The organism is Campylobacter concisus, assembly GCF_902460415.1.
GTDB classification, from domain to species: Bacteria; Campylobacterota; Campylobacteria; order Campylobacterales; family Campylobacteraceae; genus Campylobacter_A; species Campylobacter_A concisus_Y.
Genome location: NZ_CABPTY010000005.1, coordinates 1 through 14195, shown reverse-complemented (window position 1 = coordinate 14195; position 14195 = coordinate 1). Strand labels below are relative to the sequence as shown.

Annotated in this window: 16 protein-coding genes; all 16 read right to left on the bottom strand. The window is 34.5% G+C overall.

The window, feature by feature from the left end; genetic code table 11:
* Positions 1 to 42: 42 nt before the first annotated feature.
* Positions 43 to 519 (bottom strand): lytic transglycosylase domain-containing protein, encoded by a 477-nt coding sequence (locus FZ940_RS08770; RefSeq protein ID WP_181001678.1) that lies wholly within the window; start codon positions 517 to 519, stop codon positions 43 to 45.
* 1 nt (position 520) lies between these two features.
* Positions 521 to 1360, bottom strand: a complete 840-nt coding sequence (locus tag FZ940_RS08765) for a hypothetical protein (protein ID WP_148822264.1) — start codon at positions 1358 to 1360, stop codon at positions 521 to 523.
* Positions 1361 to 1364: 4 nt separating this feature from the next.
* Positions 1365 to 3554, bottom strand: coding sequence for a DNA topoisomerase 3 (locus tag FZ940_RS08760; RefSeq protein ID WP_148822263.1), 2190 nt, complete (start codon positions 3552 to 3554; stop codon positions 1365 to 1367).
* Between the two features lie 67 nt (positions 3555 to 3621).
* Complete coding sequence (locus tag FZ940_RS08755; protein WP_148822262.1) at positions 3622 to 4365, bottom strand: hypothetical protein; 744 nt, start codon at positions 4363 to 4365, stop codon at positions 3622 to 3624.
* 26 nt (positions 4366 to 4391) lie between these two features.
* Positions 4392 to 5423, bottom strand: a complete 1032-nt coding sequence (locus FZ940_RS08750; RefSeq protein ID WP_103648642.1) for a hypothetical protein — start codon at positions 5421 to 5423, stop codon at positions 4392 to 4394.
* Positions 5424 to 5439: 16 nt separating this feature from the next.
* A complete protein-coding gene (locus tag FZ940_RS08745) occupies positions 5440 to 5691 on the bottom strand; it encodes a TrbM/KikA/MpfK family conjugal transfer protein (protein WP_103648641.1) in 252 nt (83 codons plus the stop codon).
* Between the two features lie 2 nt (positions 5692 to 5693).
* Positions 5694 to 6128, bottom strand: a complete 435-nt coding sequence (locus FZ940_RS08740) for a cag pathogenicity island Cag12 family protein (RefSeq protein WP_181001677.1) — start codon at positions 6126 to 6128, stop codon at positions 5694 to 5696.
* A gap of 1 nt (position 6129) precedes the next feature.
* Positions 6130 to 8133, bottom strand: coding sequence for a type IV secretory system conjugative DNA transfer family protein (locus FZ940_RS08735; RefSeq protein ID WP_148822261.1), 2004 nt, complete (start codon positions 8131 to 8133; stop codon positions 6130 to 6132).
* Between the two features lie 15 nt (positions 8134 to 8148).
* The gene (locus FZ940_RS08730; protein WP_262367635.1) at positions 8149 to 9138 is read right to left on the bottom strand and encodes an ATPase, T2SS/T4P/T4SS family; all 990 of its coding nucleotides are present in this window, start codon (positions 9136 to 9138) and stop codon (positions 8149 to 8151) included.
* Positions 9128 to 10405, bottom strand: coding sequence for a type IV secretion system protein VirB10 (gene virB10 / locus FZ940_RS08725; RefSeq protein WP_107696414.1), 1278 nt, complete (start codon positions 10403 to 10405; stop codon positions 9128 to 9130). The genes FZ940_RS08730 and virB10 overlap by 11 nt, the downstream gene beginning before the upstream one ends.
* Positions 10392 to 11336, bottom strand: coding sequence for a P-type conjugative transfer protein VirB9 (gene virB9 / locus FZ940_RS08720; protein ID WP_103648637.1), 945 nt, complete (start codon positions 11334 to 11336; stop codon positions 10392 to 10394). Before virB9 ends, virB10 begins: the two co-directional genes overlap by 14 nt.
* 2 nt (positions 11337 to 11338) lie before the next feature.
* Entirely contained in the window at positions 11339 to 12016 is a 678-nt protein-coding gene (locus FZ940_RS08715) for a VirB8 family type IV secretion system protein (RefSeq protein ID WP_148822260.1), read from the bottom strand.
* A 3-nt stretch (positions 12017 to 12019) separates the two neighbouring features.
* Entirely contained in the window at positions 12020 to 12262 is a 243-nt protein-coding gene (locus tag FZ940_RS08710) for a hypothetical protein (protein ID WP_103648635.1), read from the bottom strand.
* Entirely contained in the window at positions 12262 to 12441 is a 180-nt protein-coding gene (locus FZ940_RS08705; RefSeq protein WP_103648634.1) for a hypothetical protein, read from the bottom strand. Before FZ940_RS08705 ends, FZ940_RS08710 begins: the two co-directional genes overlap by 1 nt.
* Positions 12438 to 13436, bottom strand: coding sequence for a type IV secretion system protein (locus FZ940_RS08700; RefSeq protein ID WP_103648633.1), 999 nt, complete (start codon positions 13434 to 13436; stop codon positions 12438 to 12440). Before FZ940_RS08700 ends, FZ940_RS08705 begins: the two co-directional genes overlap by 4 nt.
* A 15-nt stretch (positions 13437 to 13451) precedes the next feature.
* A partial coding sequence (locus FZ940_RS08695; protein WP_148822259.1) for a type IV secretion system protein occupies positions 13452 to 14195 on the bottom strand: 744 nt, incomplete at its 5' end.

Below are 14195 nucleotides of genomic sequence, written 5' to 3'. Positions count from 1 at the left end.
TATTAAGTTAATAGAATAAATATCAATATAATACTTATTATATTATTTAACTAACACAAGCCTTTTCTTTTGTAAGGCTAATCGATTACTTTTTATATTGTTAATTACTCTAACATTGTATTTATTAATATCAACCTTGTTAAAACCGCTGTTATAACAATTCAAGCCTTGATATGTAAAGCCAAATTTCTTTATACAATTTGATAAAATTTTAGTCCCTACTGCTATATTGATCTTAGGATCATATAGATCCTCGAGTGAAATTTTTTGTGCCTCTAGCCACTCTTTGTGAGATGAGTTGATTTGCATTATCCCAATATCAAAAGAGCCATTTGTATTTACGTTAATTGCCCTGGGCTGAAAATCGCTTTCAGTCTTGGCAATTCCCCAAAGTAGCTCAGGGGGTATATTGTATTTTTTGCCGTATTTTACAAAATAGCTATTATATATATGCTCTGAAGCTGGTAAAACTTCAGTTGAAAAAAAGCAAAGAAAAATAGCAATAAGAATTTTATTCAAATTAAAACCCTTTACCCAAACTTGTTGATTTGGTAATAGTTTTTTCTTTTGTTTCTGATTTTGGTATCTTTGCGATCCCTTTGGCAAATTCATCTTTTATAGCCTTGATTGCGTTTCCAGGAATTTTTGGCTTTTCTTTTGTGGTTGTAGTAGTTGCCTTTTCCTCTTCTTTTTCTGGTGCTTTAGCTTCTTGGCCTTTTTCTTTTGGTTTTTCTTTATTAATGATATTCTCTTGAATATTATTAGCACGTTTGCCTATAACTCCATATGCAGCAGCAAAATTTCTAACAAAACTTGATACGTGCTCGTCCCCTATGCTTTCAGCAATGCCCTCTAGACTTCTTACTCCATTTTCTACGACATTATCAAGATCGACGCCGATTTTAAATTTGCCGTCTTTATCTTTTTTCATCAAATTACTAAAAGCTTTTTGGGTTTCTTCGGATATTTGATTTTCAACAATCTTATTAGAGCTTACATTGATGATTTTGTTTAGATCTGCATTTTTAAAAAGGTATCTACCCATTTCAACTTTTGGGATATCGATTTTTTCGCCATTTGATGTAAGCATTTCAAATCTGATTGATGATTTTGGCATCTCATTTCTATTGATAGCCTTTTTTAGTATAAGCTCGTCTGCCTCGTGTAACGTCTGGAGTGCAAATATAGCCTTATCTCCAGCCAAAACATTATTAGTTATTCCACTTTTATCTAAAAATTGCTTTACTTCACTATCAAAATCACTGTTAAGCGAAATTTTAATAGTAAAATCAACATTACTTTTTTGCTGTCTTTTTGGAGATACTTTCTCTTCTGCTTCTGTCGTAATTATTTCTTCCATTATATTATCCTTTTATAATTTTTGGTTTGCCATTATCATCATAAAACATTGCTTTGCAGCCGTTTTTCCACTCACTACATCCCCACCAATACGTGCCTTTTTGGTTTTTCTTGCGTTCAAGTATGCCTTTTTTACAAAAAGGACAAGTAATGCCACCGCTTGCAGCTGCTTTCTCAAATTGTGGTTTGCCTTTTACGTCAGGATACATTTCCTTGCAGCCGTTTTTCCAATCACTACATCCCCAAAAAAAGCCTTTTGTTTTTGTGCTTTGTCTGCGTTGCAAATATCCTTTACCACACTTGCAAGGGTAAGTCTTATCTATGCTGTTTGAGTTAAAATTTGAAATATTTTGATTTGACGTAATGCTAGCGATCTCGGTTTTAATTGTTTCGATAACTTGATTTAAAAATTCGCTTCTAGCTAGATTGCCACCTGAAATATCTTTTTGTTGTTCATACCATAGAGCGGTCATATCTGGAGATGAAAGTAGGGCAGGGACTAAATTTATAAGTTCTCTACCTTTTTGAGTAGATACTATACTTTTGCCATTTTCTGATATATACTCTCTATCGAATAAATTTTTAATATGATAGGATCTGGTTGCAGGAGTTCCTATCCCTCCGTTTTCGCCTTTTTTATCCTTATCTTTCTCTTTGAGAAGCCTTTTAATCCTCTCATCTTTTACATATTTACTAATTGAAGCTAGATCTTTTAAAAGAGTTGGCATTGTGTAGTATGGTTTAGCTCTTGTCTGCTTTTTATTTATTACTAGATCTATTACATCACAAATTCCATCTTTTAAAGTCGATAAATCAATACTATTTTTTACTTCATCGTCATTACTCTCATTATTGTCATCATCATCGTTTTTATCATTAAAAAGAGAGAGATAGCCGATTTTCATAATTTTTCTTTTTGAGGCACTAAATTTATACTCAAATTTAGTTACCTCAAGCGTAGTTTGTAAATATTCCATCGGCTCATAAAATTGAGCAATAAAACGTTTGGCGATCAATTTATATACGTTTAACTCTTCTTTGCTCATCATATTTGCATCAACGACTGCTTGCGTAGGTATGATAGCAAAGTGAGCCGTGATAAATTGATCATTAAAAGCTATGCCTTTAATTCTTGTATCTGCATTATCTATTGCTGCGTTAAATTCATCATCTTTTAATGAAGCCCTAACGGCATTTAAAACATCTTGCGAGCTTTCCCACATATTTTCTGGTAGATATTCGCAATCTGACCTATTGTAAGTAATACATTTATATTTTTCTCTCAAATTTTGGGTAATTTGAAGCGTTTTGTCTGGCTTATAGCCAAATTTCTTTGAGCATTCGGCTTGAAGTTTTAAAAGGTTATATGGCAAAGGCGGATTTTCTTTTTTGTTTTCATTAGTGACTTTCAAATCGTAGCTATTACCCTCAAGCTTTTCTTTTATGTTTTCGGCAATTTGTGGATCTAGTATTTTTTCATCGGTCTTTAAATTTGCAAAGAATTTTTTATTATCCGAGCTAAATTCTCCAGTGATAGTGTAATAAAAGCTGCTTTTATGATTTTCATGCTCTAGATCCCTTGCAACAATAAGACCTAAGATAGGAGTTTGAACTCTGCCAACACTTAAAACGCCTTTGTAGCCATTTTTTTGAGCCGTTGCAGTATAGGCACGTGTCAAATTTATCCCTAGTAGCCAGTCGGCATGTGATCTTGCAAAGCCACACTCACTCATACCTTTATAAGCTGAATTTGGCTTAATATCTTTAAAGGCTGCTTTAACACCCTTAGGAGTTAGATCTTGCAACATAACACGCTCGATAGGTTTGTTTGTATTTGAATAGTTGATTATCTCATCTATCAAAATTTGACCCTCTTCGTCGGCATCTCCACAATTTACTATACTATTTATTCTATTATCTCTTATTAGATCACATATTAATTTGAGTTGCTTTTTTTTCTCTGAAATAGGCTTATACTTAAAATCAGTAATAATATATGGCAAGTCAGCTATATTCCAAGCTTTATACCTTTCATCGTAGTCTTCAGGCATAAAAAGCTCCAAAATATGACCAAATGCCCAAGTAAGCACATATTCACCCTTAGTAAGATAGCCATCAAATGTTTTTAAATTTCCATCTATGCCGTCGGCTATTGCTCGAGCTAAATCAGGTTTCTCAGCTAAAATCAACTTCATTTCTTTGGCAGCTCCATATTTTTTGATAAAATTTGAGCCTCTAAAAAGAGGCTCAACTAGGTATAGATTAGCGTTCTATATCTTTTTTTGTTTTCTTGGCGACGGAATTTTGAAGTTGTGCAGCTCCTATTCCGTTACCGCCATTCGTGGGAGTAATGCTATTTATCATTGCACCCTTACCAGCTACAAATGCTATTTCAACAAAAGACGATTTATGCTCTTTTATTGTATTAATAGTATTTGATAGCTCTGGGTATTTTGATAAGGTAGTGTCTTTTTTAGGAGTAAGTGTAAAGTCAGCACCTTTTTGGATATTTGAGTTAAATTTAGCAATTAACTCGCTGCTATTATTCTTATCAAAGCTATAACCGCCTTGTGGCATCTTAGTAGCGTAAAGTCTTTGAGCAGGCTGGATAACCTCGCCAGTCTTTTCATTGATTTTCTCTGGGCTAACTTCGATTGTAATCTTTCTAAAAGAATAACTAGATCCACTCTTGCCTATGCCTGAGTCAGTCCATACGTTAGCTTTCATAAAACTTTCTTGACCTTTTTCGTCAGTTCCTCTTATGTCAATACCAATTTTATTTTTATCTTTTTCACCAACAGTAGCACTGATAAAATTTCCGATATCACTAATCTTTTTTAATATTGCTCTTGCATTAACGTCTTGATTTTGACCTTTGTCATCTATATATGGCTTCATTTCGCCAAAACCAGTAACAATTCCGCTTTCGCCGTGTTGATTAGTGTAATCGCCTGCACTTACGTATAGCTTTGAAGTTTTTGCTTCTTGAGTGTTTTCGTTTGTCATCTTATATCCTTTTAAATTTTGTCATCTTATTTATCTATAATAATGTATGTTTTGTCATCCTTTTTTAGGTATCTGGCGTTTTTAGGAAGTTCAAATTTAACTTCTTTATTCGTTTGTTCTACGCCAATATCGCCTAATTGTTTAAGGATAGCTCCTTGCGTGCTAATTTCATTTGATAATGAAAGTGTGAAAAAAGCAAGCCCACCACAACCAAGTGCCAACAATAGGCTAATTATGCTTAACCATTTAGATCCTCCTTTGTAAAATTTCAATCTTTCACTCATCGATTTATCATAAGAGTTAAAAAGATCTTTCATTTTTTGTGTTATTCCGTCAGTCTTTTCTATAAAGTTACTCAGCTTCTCTTGCTGATTTTTAGAAAGCTCATCAATAAAAGTAGAGTAAAACTGAAAGCTATGCTCGGTTTTTGCCTCAATTTGTTTATTGAAGTTGTCAAGCTCACTTATACGATCGTTTAACGCCCTTATCTTGCTTGACATATTTTGGGTTAAATTTAAGTCCTCAAAGTCTTGTTCAAATTTTTTAAAGCTTTGATATACTGAATTTAAGAGGGCGTTATGATTTGTAAGTTCAAAAATTTCTTTGCTAGGCGGATTTGTAAAGAAGCTGATAAGGGCTTTGAAATAATCTCTTAGCTCGTCCCAGTTCTTTTCTATATCGTCTATGGCCGACAATGTTGTTTTATTGTTTTCGACGTCGAGGCTCTCTTTGATGATTTTTCTTTTAACCTTATCCCTCTCGAGAATATTATTAAAATTCTTTACACACTGAGAATAATCAAGTATTGCTGTTTTATGATCATCTTGAGTTAGCTTTATTCCTAGTATTTCTAAAGCCTTTTCAAAATTTAGCTCTTGCTCGCCAATGTTCTCTGAAGTTTTATTATTTTGCTCTCCAGCATCTCCAGCAAGTTCTGCTGAGCCGTTTTCTTTTTTTACTAGCTCAGTAGCTTTGCCAACTAGGTTGGCTTCGCTACTTTCTTGATTTTGCATTTCTTCAAAGATGATATTTGCTTGATTATATCTTTTGCCTGACATTTTCTTTCCTTATTGATCAATTCTCAACTGGACAAAGATTAAGAAAATTTTTGCGTTTTCTTGCAGTATCTTTAGATTTTTTAGCCTTTATTGAGTAGTATTTTTTCAATGCAGCATCGCACTCTTTAGGTTTATTTGGGCTTTTTAAGCATAGTAAAGCTTCGCAAGCCAGCTTTGTATCTCCAGTTAGCTCGTCTGTTTTTATACCGCTTGCATAAGCAGATCCGCTAAACGCAACTAAGACCAAGAAAAGGGCAAATTTTTTCATCTTTATTTTCCTTTAGAGTAATTTTTTGAGAAAAACAAAACATTAACCTTATTCTTTGAAAGATTAATGCTGTCAACTGGGTGTATTTCAATCTCCGCTGTAACTTGATTATTCAAAAAATAGTCCTTATATTCTTGTGCAATGACTTCATTACCTATAATGACCATTTTTGCAGAGTTGTGTGCTAGAAAAAATGCCTTAACTGTTTGATCGTTTTCGATAAGACCTTTGCTGGTCTTTACAAAATACATGTTGTAGCTCCATTTGTTATTTTTCAAAAATGGATCTTTGCCAACGCCTTGTTGTGTTTCGACAACCAAGCCTTGATTTATTGTAGTGGCTGAGCCGCCATCAAGTTTTACTGGTTCTGGTGGTCTGCTGCATCCAACTACAACTAAGCCAAACAATACGATTTTTAAAAGTTCTGTTGTTTTCAAATTAACTCCTTTGTTCATCTGATTGTAAATTTCTTTGGTATTTGTCTATTTCTTCATCACTAATTGCTTCGACGTCATCACCTAGGTTTCTCATTTTTTCTTCGTATTCCAAAGATATAGCCATAAATTCGTCTTCAAATTTTTCAAGTCTAGGTTTCATAACATTTTCATATATCCACTCTCTCGTGCTTTCTTCGCTTTGAGTTGGGAGAGTAGTCCTTGTTTCATTATTTTGGACTGCCATCATCAATTGCTTTTGACTTGGCAAGCCTTTAATTTTTGCAAGGCTAGGTGAAACTTGTTTAAATTTATCCATAAAGTATTTATCTTTGTAGTAAAACGCCTTTTCACAAAATATAGGCTTGGCACTATCAATTAAGATAATCTCATTTTTGAAATTCATTGTTTTTAGCTCTTGTGCCATCATTAAAGGGGTGCTGGTGTCGCTCTCGCTTCCACCGCCACCTTTGCCTAAATTTCTGCTTCTATTCTTCACAGTAGTTGTTCCCAAGTCCTCGCTTAGTTTTTTTGCATCCTCGTTAAGTTTTGGAGAATAATAAATTCGGCATGCGTGGTTTGCTAAAAGGGTTAAAGCCTCTTCTCTTCCATATCCCTCTGGTTTTGGTGTCATAAGTTGTGAGTCTGCTTGATATGCTATTAGACTTCTAAGATCATATCCTGCCATAAACGAAATAGCATTAGAATAAGTTGCTAGATATCCGCAAGCAGTAAATTCGTCCATCAATAAAAGGCAAGGGTGCTTTAGCTCGCTATTTGATTGCGGCAAGCCTTGCTGGACGTTTATAAGGATTAGTTGCTGCCAAAATATATTTAGAATTTGCTTTGCACTAGCTTTTTTGTCTGACGTGATGGCAATATATATTGTCATCTTTTTACGCCTTAGATCTCTAAAATCAAAGTCGTTTGCACTAGTGGCCAATCTCATATTATCGGCTCTAAAAGACGAAAGAGGAGAAATAAAGCTACCCATTGCAGAGCTTCTCTCATTATCGCTTTTTATCTCAAAAAAGGCATCAATTCTCTCTTTTGCTTTAGGGCAAACCATATCAAAACTAACTAGAGTATTATATGTATCAGCAAAGTTATCTATAACTCTAACATCCCCATTACCCTCTTCAATTTTAAATTTTAAGCCCTCGCTTAGCCTTAAAATTCCATATAGTGAAAAGTCGCACTCCAGATTATGAGCTTCAAGAAAACTTAAGCCTCTAGGAGTGTTTAGTAAGTCATTCATTAAATAGCAAAGTCCTATAAAAAGATCCTTTGCTTTACCGTTAAAATAGTCTGTTACGCTTCCATCGCCTTTTAATGGATATAGAATATTACCAAAGTCGGTTAATTCAGCGTCAGCGTTATCTCCATCCATATCGATATAGAAAAGAGGGTTATATCTATGTGTATTTTTTGAAAAAGGGTTAAAAACAAATACCTCTTGTCCTAAAACCTGCTCCCTATACTTTGATGTAAATTCATAGCACTCTTGTTTTATATCTTGCACGACACAAGAATTTGGATAGTCAAGTAAGTTTGGGATTATAATACCAACGCCTTTACCACTTCTTGTTGGAGCACCAAGAGCGACAAATTGTTGGCCGCCATATCTTAATAGCTTGCCGTTATATTTGCCTATTATAATGCCATCGTTGTTTTTCTTAGGAAATAGTCCAAGTTTTCTTATATCGTTAGCATTTGCAAATTTAGCATCGCCATAAAGCTTTCTCTTTTTTGGTATATATGGAATTGCAAACGCCAAAGAAAAAGAGAGTAGGGCAGCCAAAAGCAAAGCCAAATAGGCGTTTTTATAGCCATTAACTAGAGCAATGATAGTAAAATCTAGCGTAAAGAGCTTCATAAATTTATTCATCGCTCCATTTAGAGCGAACATTAAAACGGCTGTTAAAAAGTAAGTTAGAACAAGGGCAACTATTACCAAAGCAATAATTTGTGCTCTTTCTAATTCTACTTTTTGTTGCGGAGCTGCCATAGTCTTTTCCTAGCCTTATTTTTCTGAGGCATTAAAAAACATGCCGTCAGTATTTCTTTTAAATAAAACGCCGTCGTATTCGTATTCAGTAACTTGTCTTTTGCCGTTTTCTTTTTTAAAGATGATGATAACGTCGATCACTCTTTTGCAAATTTCAAGGATCAACTCTTTACCAGTGCTTCTTGCCTGCTCGTTTTGCATACTCATCATTACAAGGCGGTTATACGCACTTGTGACGTCGCCAGCGTGCAAGCTTGTCATTGAGCCGTTGTGTCCGCTTGAAATTACGTTAAGAAAATCATAGGTTTCACCGCTTCTTAGCTCGGCAAGCAAAATTCTATCTGGCTTCATTCTCAAACAAGATTTTAAGAGAGAGGCAGAGTTGATTAAATCAGTGCTTTTTGCCTCGCTAGGGTAAAAAAGGGAAACTACATTGTCTTGGTGTGTAAAAACAAGCTCAGGCACGTCCTCGATAGTAATTACCCTTTCATTGTAGGGTATAAAATCAACTAATGTCTTCATAAAAGTTGTTTTACCACTACCAGTTTCGCCACATACAACTATGTTTTTACCATTTTTGACCGCTTCTTTAAATTTCTCTGCAGTTTTTATATCCAAAGAGCCATTATCGATATAATTTTCAAGGGTGTATTTAACCTTTGACGGCTTTCTTATGGTGACTGAAATTCTACCTTTTGGCATAACTGGAGGGACAAGAATTTGCACCCTCTCTCCAGTTGGTAATACACAAGACAAAATAGGCTTTTTATCGTCTATTGTGTCTTCTTTGTAGCTAGCACAAGTTTGGGCAAAGGCATAAATTTTCTTAAAATCTATATCATTTCTTGTAAAAGTTATCCATTCGCCTCTAACGTTTTCACAAAAAACCTTATCGTCGCCGTTGTAGCAAATTTCGTTGATTTCATCGTTTGACAAATACTCACCAAAATACTTTTCAGCATACTGAGCTAAAATATGCCCCTCGCCCATAACGTTAGCGTGCATTTCTTTTCCTTTTTACGTTTAGCTTATAGACTTTTGAAAAGTCAATATCCCTATTAACATAAACGCCGACGATATCGCCGTGATTTTTATAAAGTGTTGGTTGGATATTGATAAATTTTTCAAGAGCTGTATTTGCCATTTGCATCGTCGTTTCTCTTGTGTTATCAACGTAGTTAATATTGTTATTATTTCTCGTCCCACTGCCGCCATTTAGTGCAACATTTGCAGCATCATCTATGATACTAAGCAAAATTGCAGAGCCAAATCTTTCAAGCCAGTGGTGATCGACATATCCTGGTATTCCAGATCCACCAAGTTCATCGCTTGCACCGCTGCTTACTGGGATAATAATATTGTTAGGAGTTCTTATTTCACTCCAGACCACAAAAATTCTATCCATACCATCATTCATTTGGCCACTATTGAAAAAGCCAGTGATCTTTGATCCTTTTTCAATTAGAAGCGTTGTGCCGTTTGTAGAATAGATATTCTCGCTTACAGTGCAAGAAATTCCACCCTTGATTGTTGAAACTAGCCTTGTATCAAGCGAGCAGCCAATATATGTTCCTTTTGATAAATATAAATTTGGATCAAAGCTGCCAACTTTTGCACTCTTAGGAGTGAATACTCCAGCGGTTTCATACTCAGAATTATCGCTTCCATTATCGTTGTTGTTAGCATTATCTGAAAAATCTTTTGGCGGTTCGCCATTTCTTCTTATGAAGTTTCCATTGCTATCAAAAACATATTCGCCACTAACAGTTTTTACAACTCTTTCCCCATTCTCATTCACTTCTGAATTTCTGACACCTGCAGACGAGTCACCGCTATTTGCAGAGGCATTTGATACTAGTAGAGATGAAGTGCTTTTATAAACTCTTGGCTTATAATCCATAACTACTTGTTTTTTGGCTTCTGGTTTTGCAACAAAAGGATCACTTTTTGGTGCTTCTTCCTTATTAGCAGTAAAATTTCTATCTGCAAGGACTAGCTCTTTAATCTTTTGAGCTTCTTCCTTTATTGAAAAATCGCCTTTTTGCACGTTCGTTCCAACTGCAATTTTTTGTTTTTCATCTTGCTCATCGTGATTTTTAAAGTTACCAATAAGAGCTACTAGACCTAAAACGAGGGCAACAGCAGCAAAGGCGACAACTCCAAATGCTTGAAGTTTTCTTGTCTTTAACCTCTCGTCTTCAAGCTCAGTATCATCAATGATATCTTTAAATTCCTCTTGCTCAGAAATGCTTTTTTTATTATTTGCTGCCATTGTCCAAGATCTCTCTTTCTATGTTTTGTTTTGTAGTGTCATAAGTCTTAGAAAGTGGATTTTTGCCATAGCTATTATTCATAATACCAACAAGCTTGTCGCCACTTCTTAGTAGTAGTTTTTGTGCTATCTTATGCACCACCAAAACATCGTAATTGCCATCTTTTTTCAAGTGAGTATTTAAAATGCTCTCTTTATTAGCCTCGTCAAATAAGAAAATACTAGGGATTGTCTTCGTAGAGTTAAAGCCAATATATGTAAATACGCCGTCGTCATAAACAAAATCAGGAGCTATTGTATCGCTGCCTTTATTGACGTGCATCATAAAATCCCAGTTTCTAGGGACATTGACTTTATCTACCTCAGTATCTAGCTCTTTTTTCTCGTCAATTTGTTTTTTGGCTAGCTCAAGAGCTTGTTTTTTGTTTTGCTCTTTGAGTTTTTCATCTAGTGGATAGTTAAATTTAACCCTATAATTGATATTTTCCTCGTCAAGTCTTAAGTCAAATATATAAATTTTATTTGTAGTGGTAACAATAAGGTTTGTATTCCATTCTTTAGCATTTGGCTGGATCACTGAGGGCATTTGAAAATCTATCTCATCGCCGTTGCTATCAGTCATTGTTTTTGGAGCGTTTTGCTCAGACTCATTTATTACGTATGCCTTTGGCTTGATAAATAAGAAATTTTCCTTATCTACGATTTCCCAGCCACTTGAAAAGCCAGTTGCGATATTGACTATTCTTTCATTATCAGCAAATTGAAGCATCGATACATAGCCGTTTTTACACTTTACAAGAAAAACATCATCAGCATTATATGTAGCATAAGATACTCTTCTGTCAAATTTTGAGCTTGACGGAGTATTTAGAGCAGATAGGCTACTTGTCAATAGTGCTAAAGATAAGGCTGTTAATACAATCGATCTCATCTTTATCTCCTTATTTCATCATCAATTCTATATGTTAATACTTTAAAGCCAAGAGGATTTTCTATTCTCTCTTCTTCGCTCATTTGCATTTTTGTATCATAAGCATATGAAAGAGTAGCTACCTTTGTTTTCACTTCGCTTTGCATAGAGGCTTCATCTTTTACAATTCTTTTTAAATTCTCATTAAAGCGAATTGTTGCCATTTTTGTTCCTGCGCTTTCACTTAAAACAACCGAAAGTATTTGAATTTCAACTTTATAGGTGTCTTTTAGCTGCTCATGTCTTGCAAATTTGCCGTTGTAGATGGCTGTATAGTCTTTTGCTACCTCAGGTGAGCTATAAATTTGTGTAAGCTCATAATCATGCTGCAATAGATCAAAATAATATCCCTCTCTAATTTTGATATAGTTTGAAACAAAGTATTTGTCTATTGCCTCATTTTGGGAGACGTCCTCTTCTTTTAATGATGTTATGATATCTACCATTCCAGTTTGATTATCAACTCTTATCACGTATGGCACAGCTTCTTTTAAAGGGGTAAGCAATGTGACCGCCAAAATTGACATAAAAGTGATAATTACACTTATAAAAGCAACTAACCAAGCCCTTCTATTTGATTTTTCAATCAAATACCTAAAGCTTGCTTCATAAGTTATAGCTTCATTGTCTTCTTTTTTCATTGCCTATTCCTTTCTAAAAAATTCAAGCCATGCTCGAATTTTGTCTTTCTCGTAAAATATATTTCTAGATATTGCTATATATGGCAGTCTTGGAATACTTTTATCAAAGTATTTATCCCTGCTAGCGTCTTCTAACCTATATTTCTTTTGAAGCTCAATACTTATTCCAAATTCGCTCTCAAGCTCCTCTGGAGTAATATATTCCTCAAATATTTTTTCTCTTCTATCTTCTTTTTTCTTAGCCATTAGATCGCCTTTTTAAAATTTGTGCTGTTTGCTTGATTGTTTGCTGGCTGCCATTCATTGCTATCAAAAAGCTCTTCCCAAGTTGCTGCTGTCTTAGCAGTGCTTAGGTTATTTGTTTTACTTGCAGCGCAACCACTTAGAAGTGCCAATAAAGCAAAAAGAAAAATCAAATTTTTCATTGTTCTTTACCTCTTTTAAATCTTTCTATAAGTTTTTTGCTACCCTGATATGCTTTGCTTGCACCCCATTTTGAGCCTCTAAAGCCGTATTTTGCTCCAAATCTTGTTGCAAGTGCTCCAATGCCAGCTCCACCAGCTATTGTAGATCCAACACTTAATGCAGCGTTATTTACTGTGCTTTCTATTGAAGTTCCAACTATTTTTTCAACCAAATTCACAATTATCTTTACAAATGCTGCTATCATACCTCCAGTAAAAAGAGCAAGAAAAGCTATCATAAAGTAATTTTCATTTTTTGCAAATAGTTCATCTACTTCTTTAAAATAAATATTATGAACAAAAGTAAAAATACCTAACCCAAAAGCATTTAAAAGAACCAGTGTTAAGCAAGACGATAACATTAACCCCCACCAATTTTTAAATGTATCTTTCAAGAAATTCCCAAATATTAAACTCATCAGTGCCAAAGGAGTTAATGCTAGTAAAAAAACAAAGCCTATATAGTTTAAGATATAACTTCTAAATGGATAAAAACATCCTGCAAGAGTGCCAAGCATTACAATTATTATCATTAACCCAATGTAAAGAACTTCATACCAAGACCCATCTTGTGCCATTTGTTTTGTAAAATCAACCGATTTATTAAAATAATCCTGAAGATATTGAATAAAATCCCATTGATTTCCAATTTTTAACTCATGAAACTCTTTTAAAGCTGCACTAATTAAATTTAGCCACTCTGTTGGAAAGAAACAAACTAATATAAAAACAAATCTCACAAAGGCATCCCAAGCAAAATCTTTGATATTATCTTGATTTCTTCCCCAAAGAATTTGATATCCCCTATATATGATCCAGCAAGTTAAGTAAATTCCGACAAAGTTTGTAAATATCTTTACTAAACTAAGAATAGGACCATTAAAAGCATCTTGCCTTGTTACGAAAGTATCATAAAAAGTATGATATGCTCTTATGAAAAAACCATCAGTTGGCATATTGTTAACACCTTTCTATCTATAATCCCAATTACTTTGGCTCTTCAAGATCGCAGATTTTCTTTGTAAATCCGATTGCTCTTGTCTTAATCTCCTAGTGTCTTTATAGGTATCAAATTGAATTTTCTGAGCATTCATAAGAGCCACTTGTGATTGAATTTGATTGTTTAGATCAGAGCTTTCTTTAATGTCTTTAGACTTTTCAAGTTTTTTGCTAAGCTTGTTTAAATTTTTCAGGTGTTTGTCCATATTTTTTGACATTTCACTATAAACTTCCATATCTTGCATAGGTTCAGCATAAGTTATCATGCAAGCATTTCTCTTAGCTTTTTCGGTTTCTGCTATCGCTTTGCAAGGGTTATATTCATAGTGATTGTCAATGATATCCATAAAATTTCTAATAAAATCAGCCTTACTAAAACCTTTTATATCCTTTGTCATCTCTATCGCATCTGTAATTGACATTCCAAGCTTATTTACGCTGCCATAAAGCTCTTTAACATCTTCAAGATAAGACGCAACATCTCTTATGCCAGTCTGGCTAGCAAGTTGTTTTGCATAGGCGTTTAGCTGTTCTTTGTAATGTGCAGCGGTATCAGCCCAGCGTTTAGCCTCTTCAGCCCAGGTTTTGGCTTGTTTTAAAACATCTTCAATGTGGTTGATTTGGCTTTGACTTATTTGAGCACCATCAACAACTGGTATTCCAGAGGCAGAGAGAGTTGAAATGCTTAGCATTAGTGCTGCAACGCAAGCTAAAGA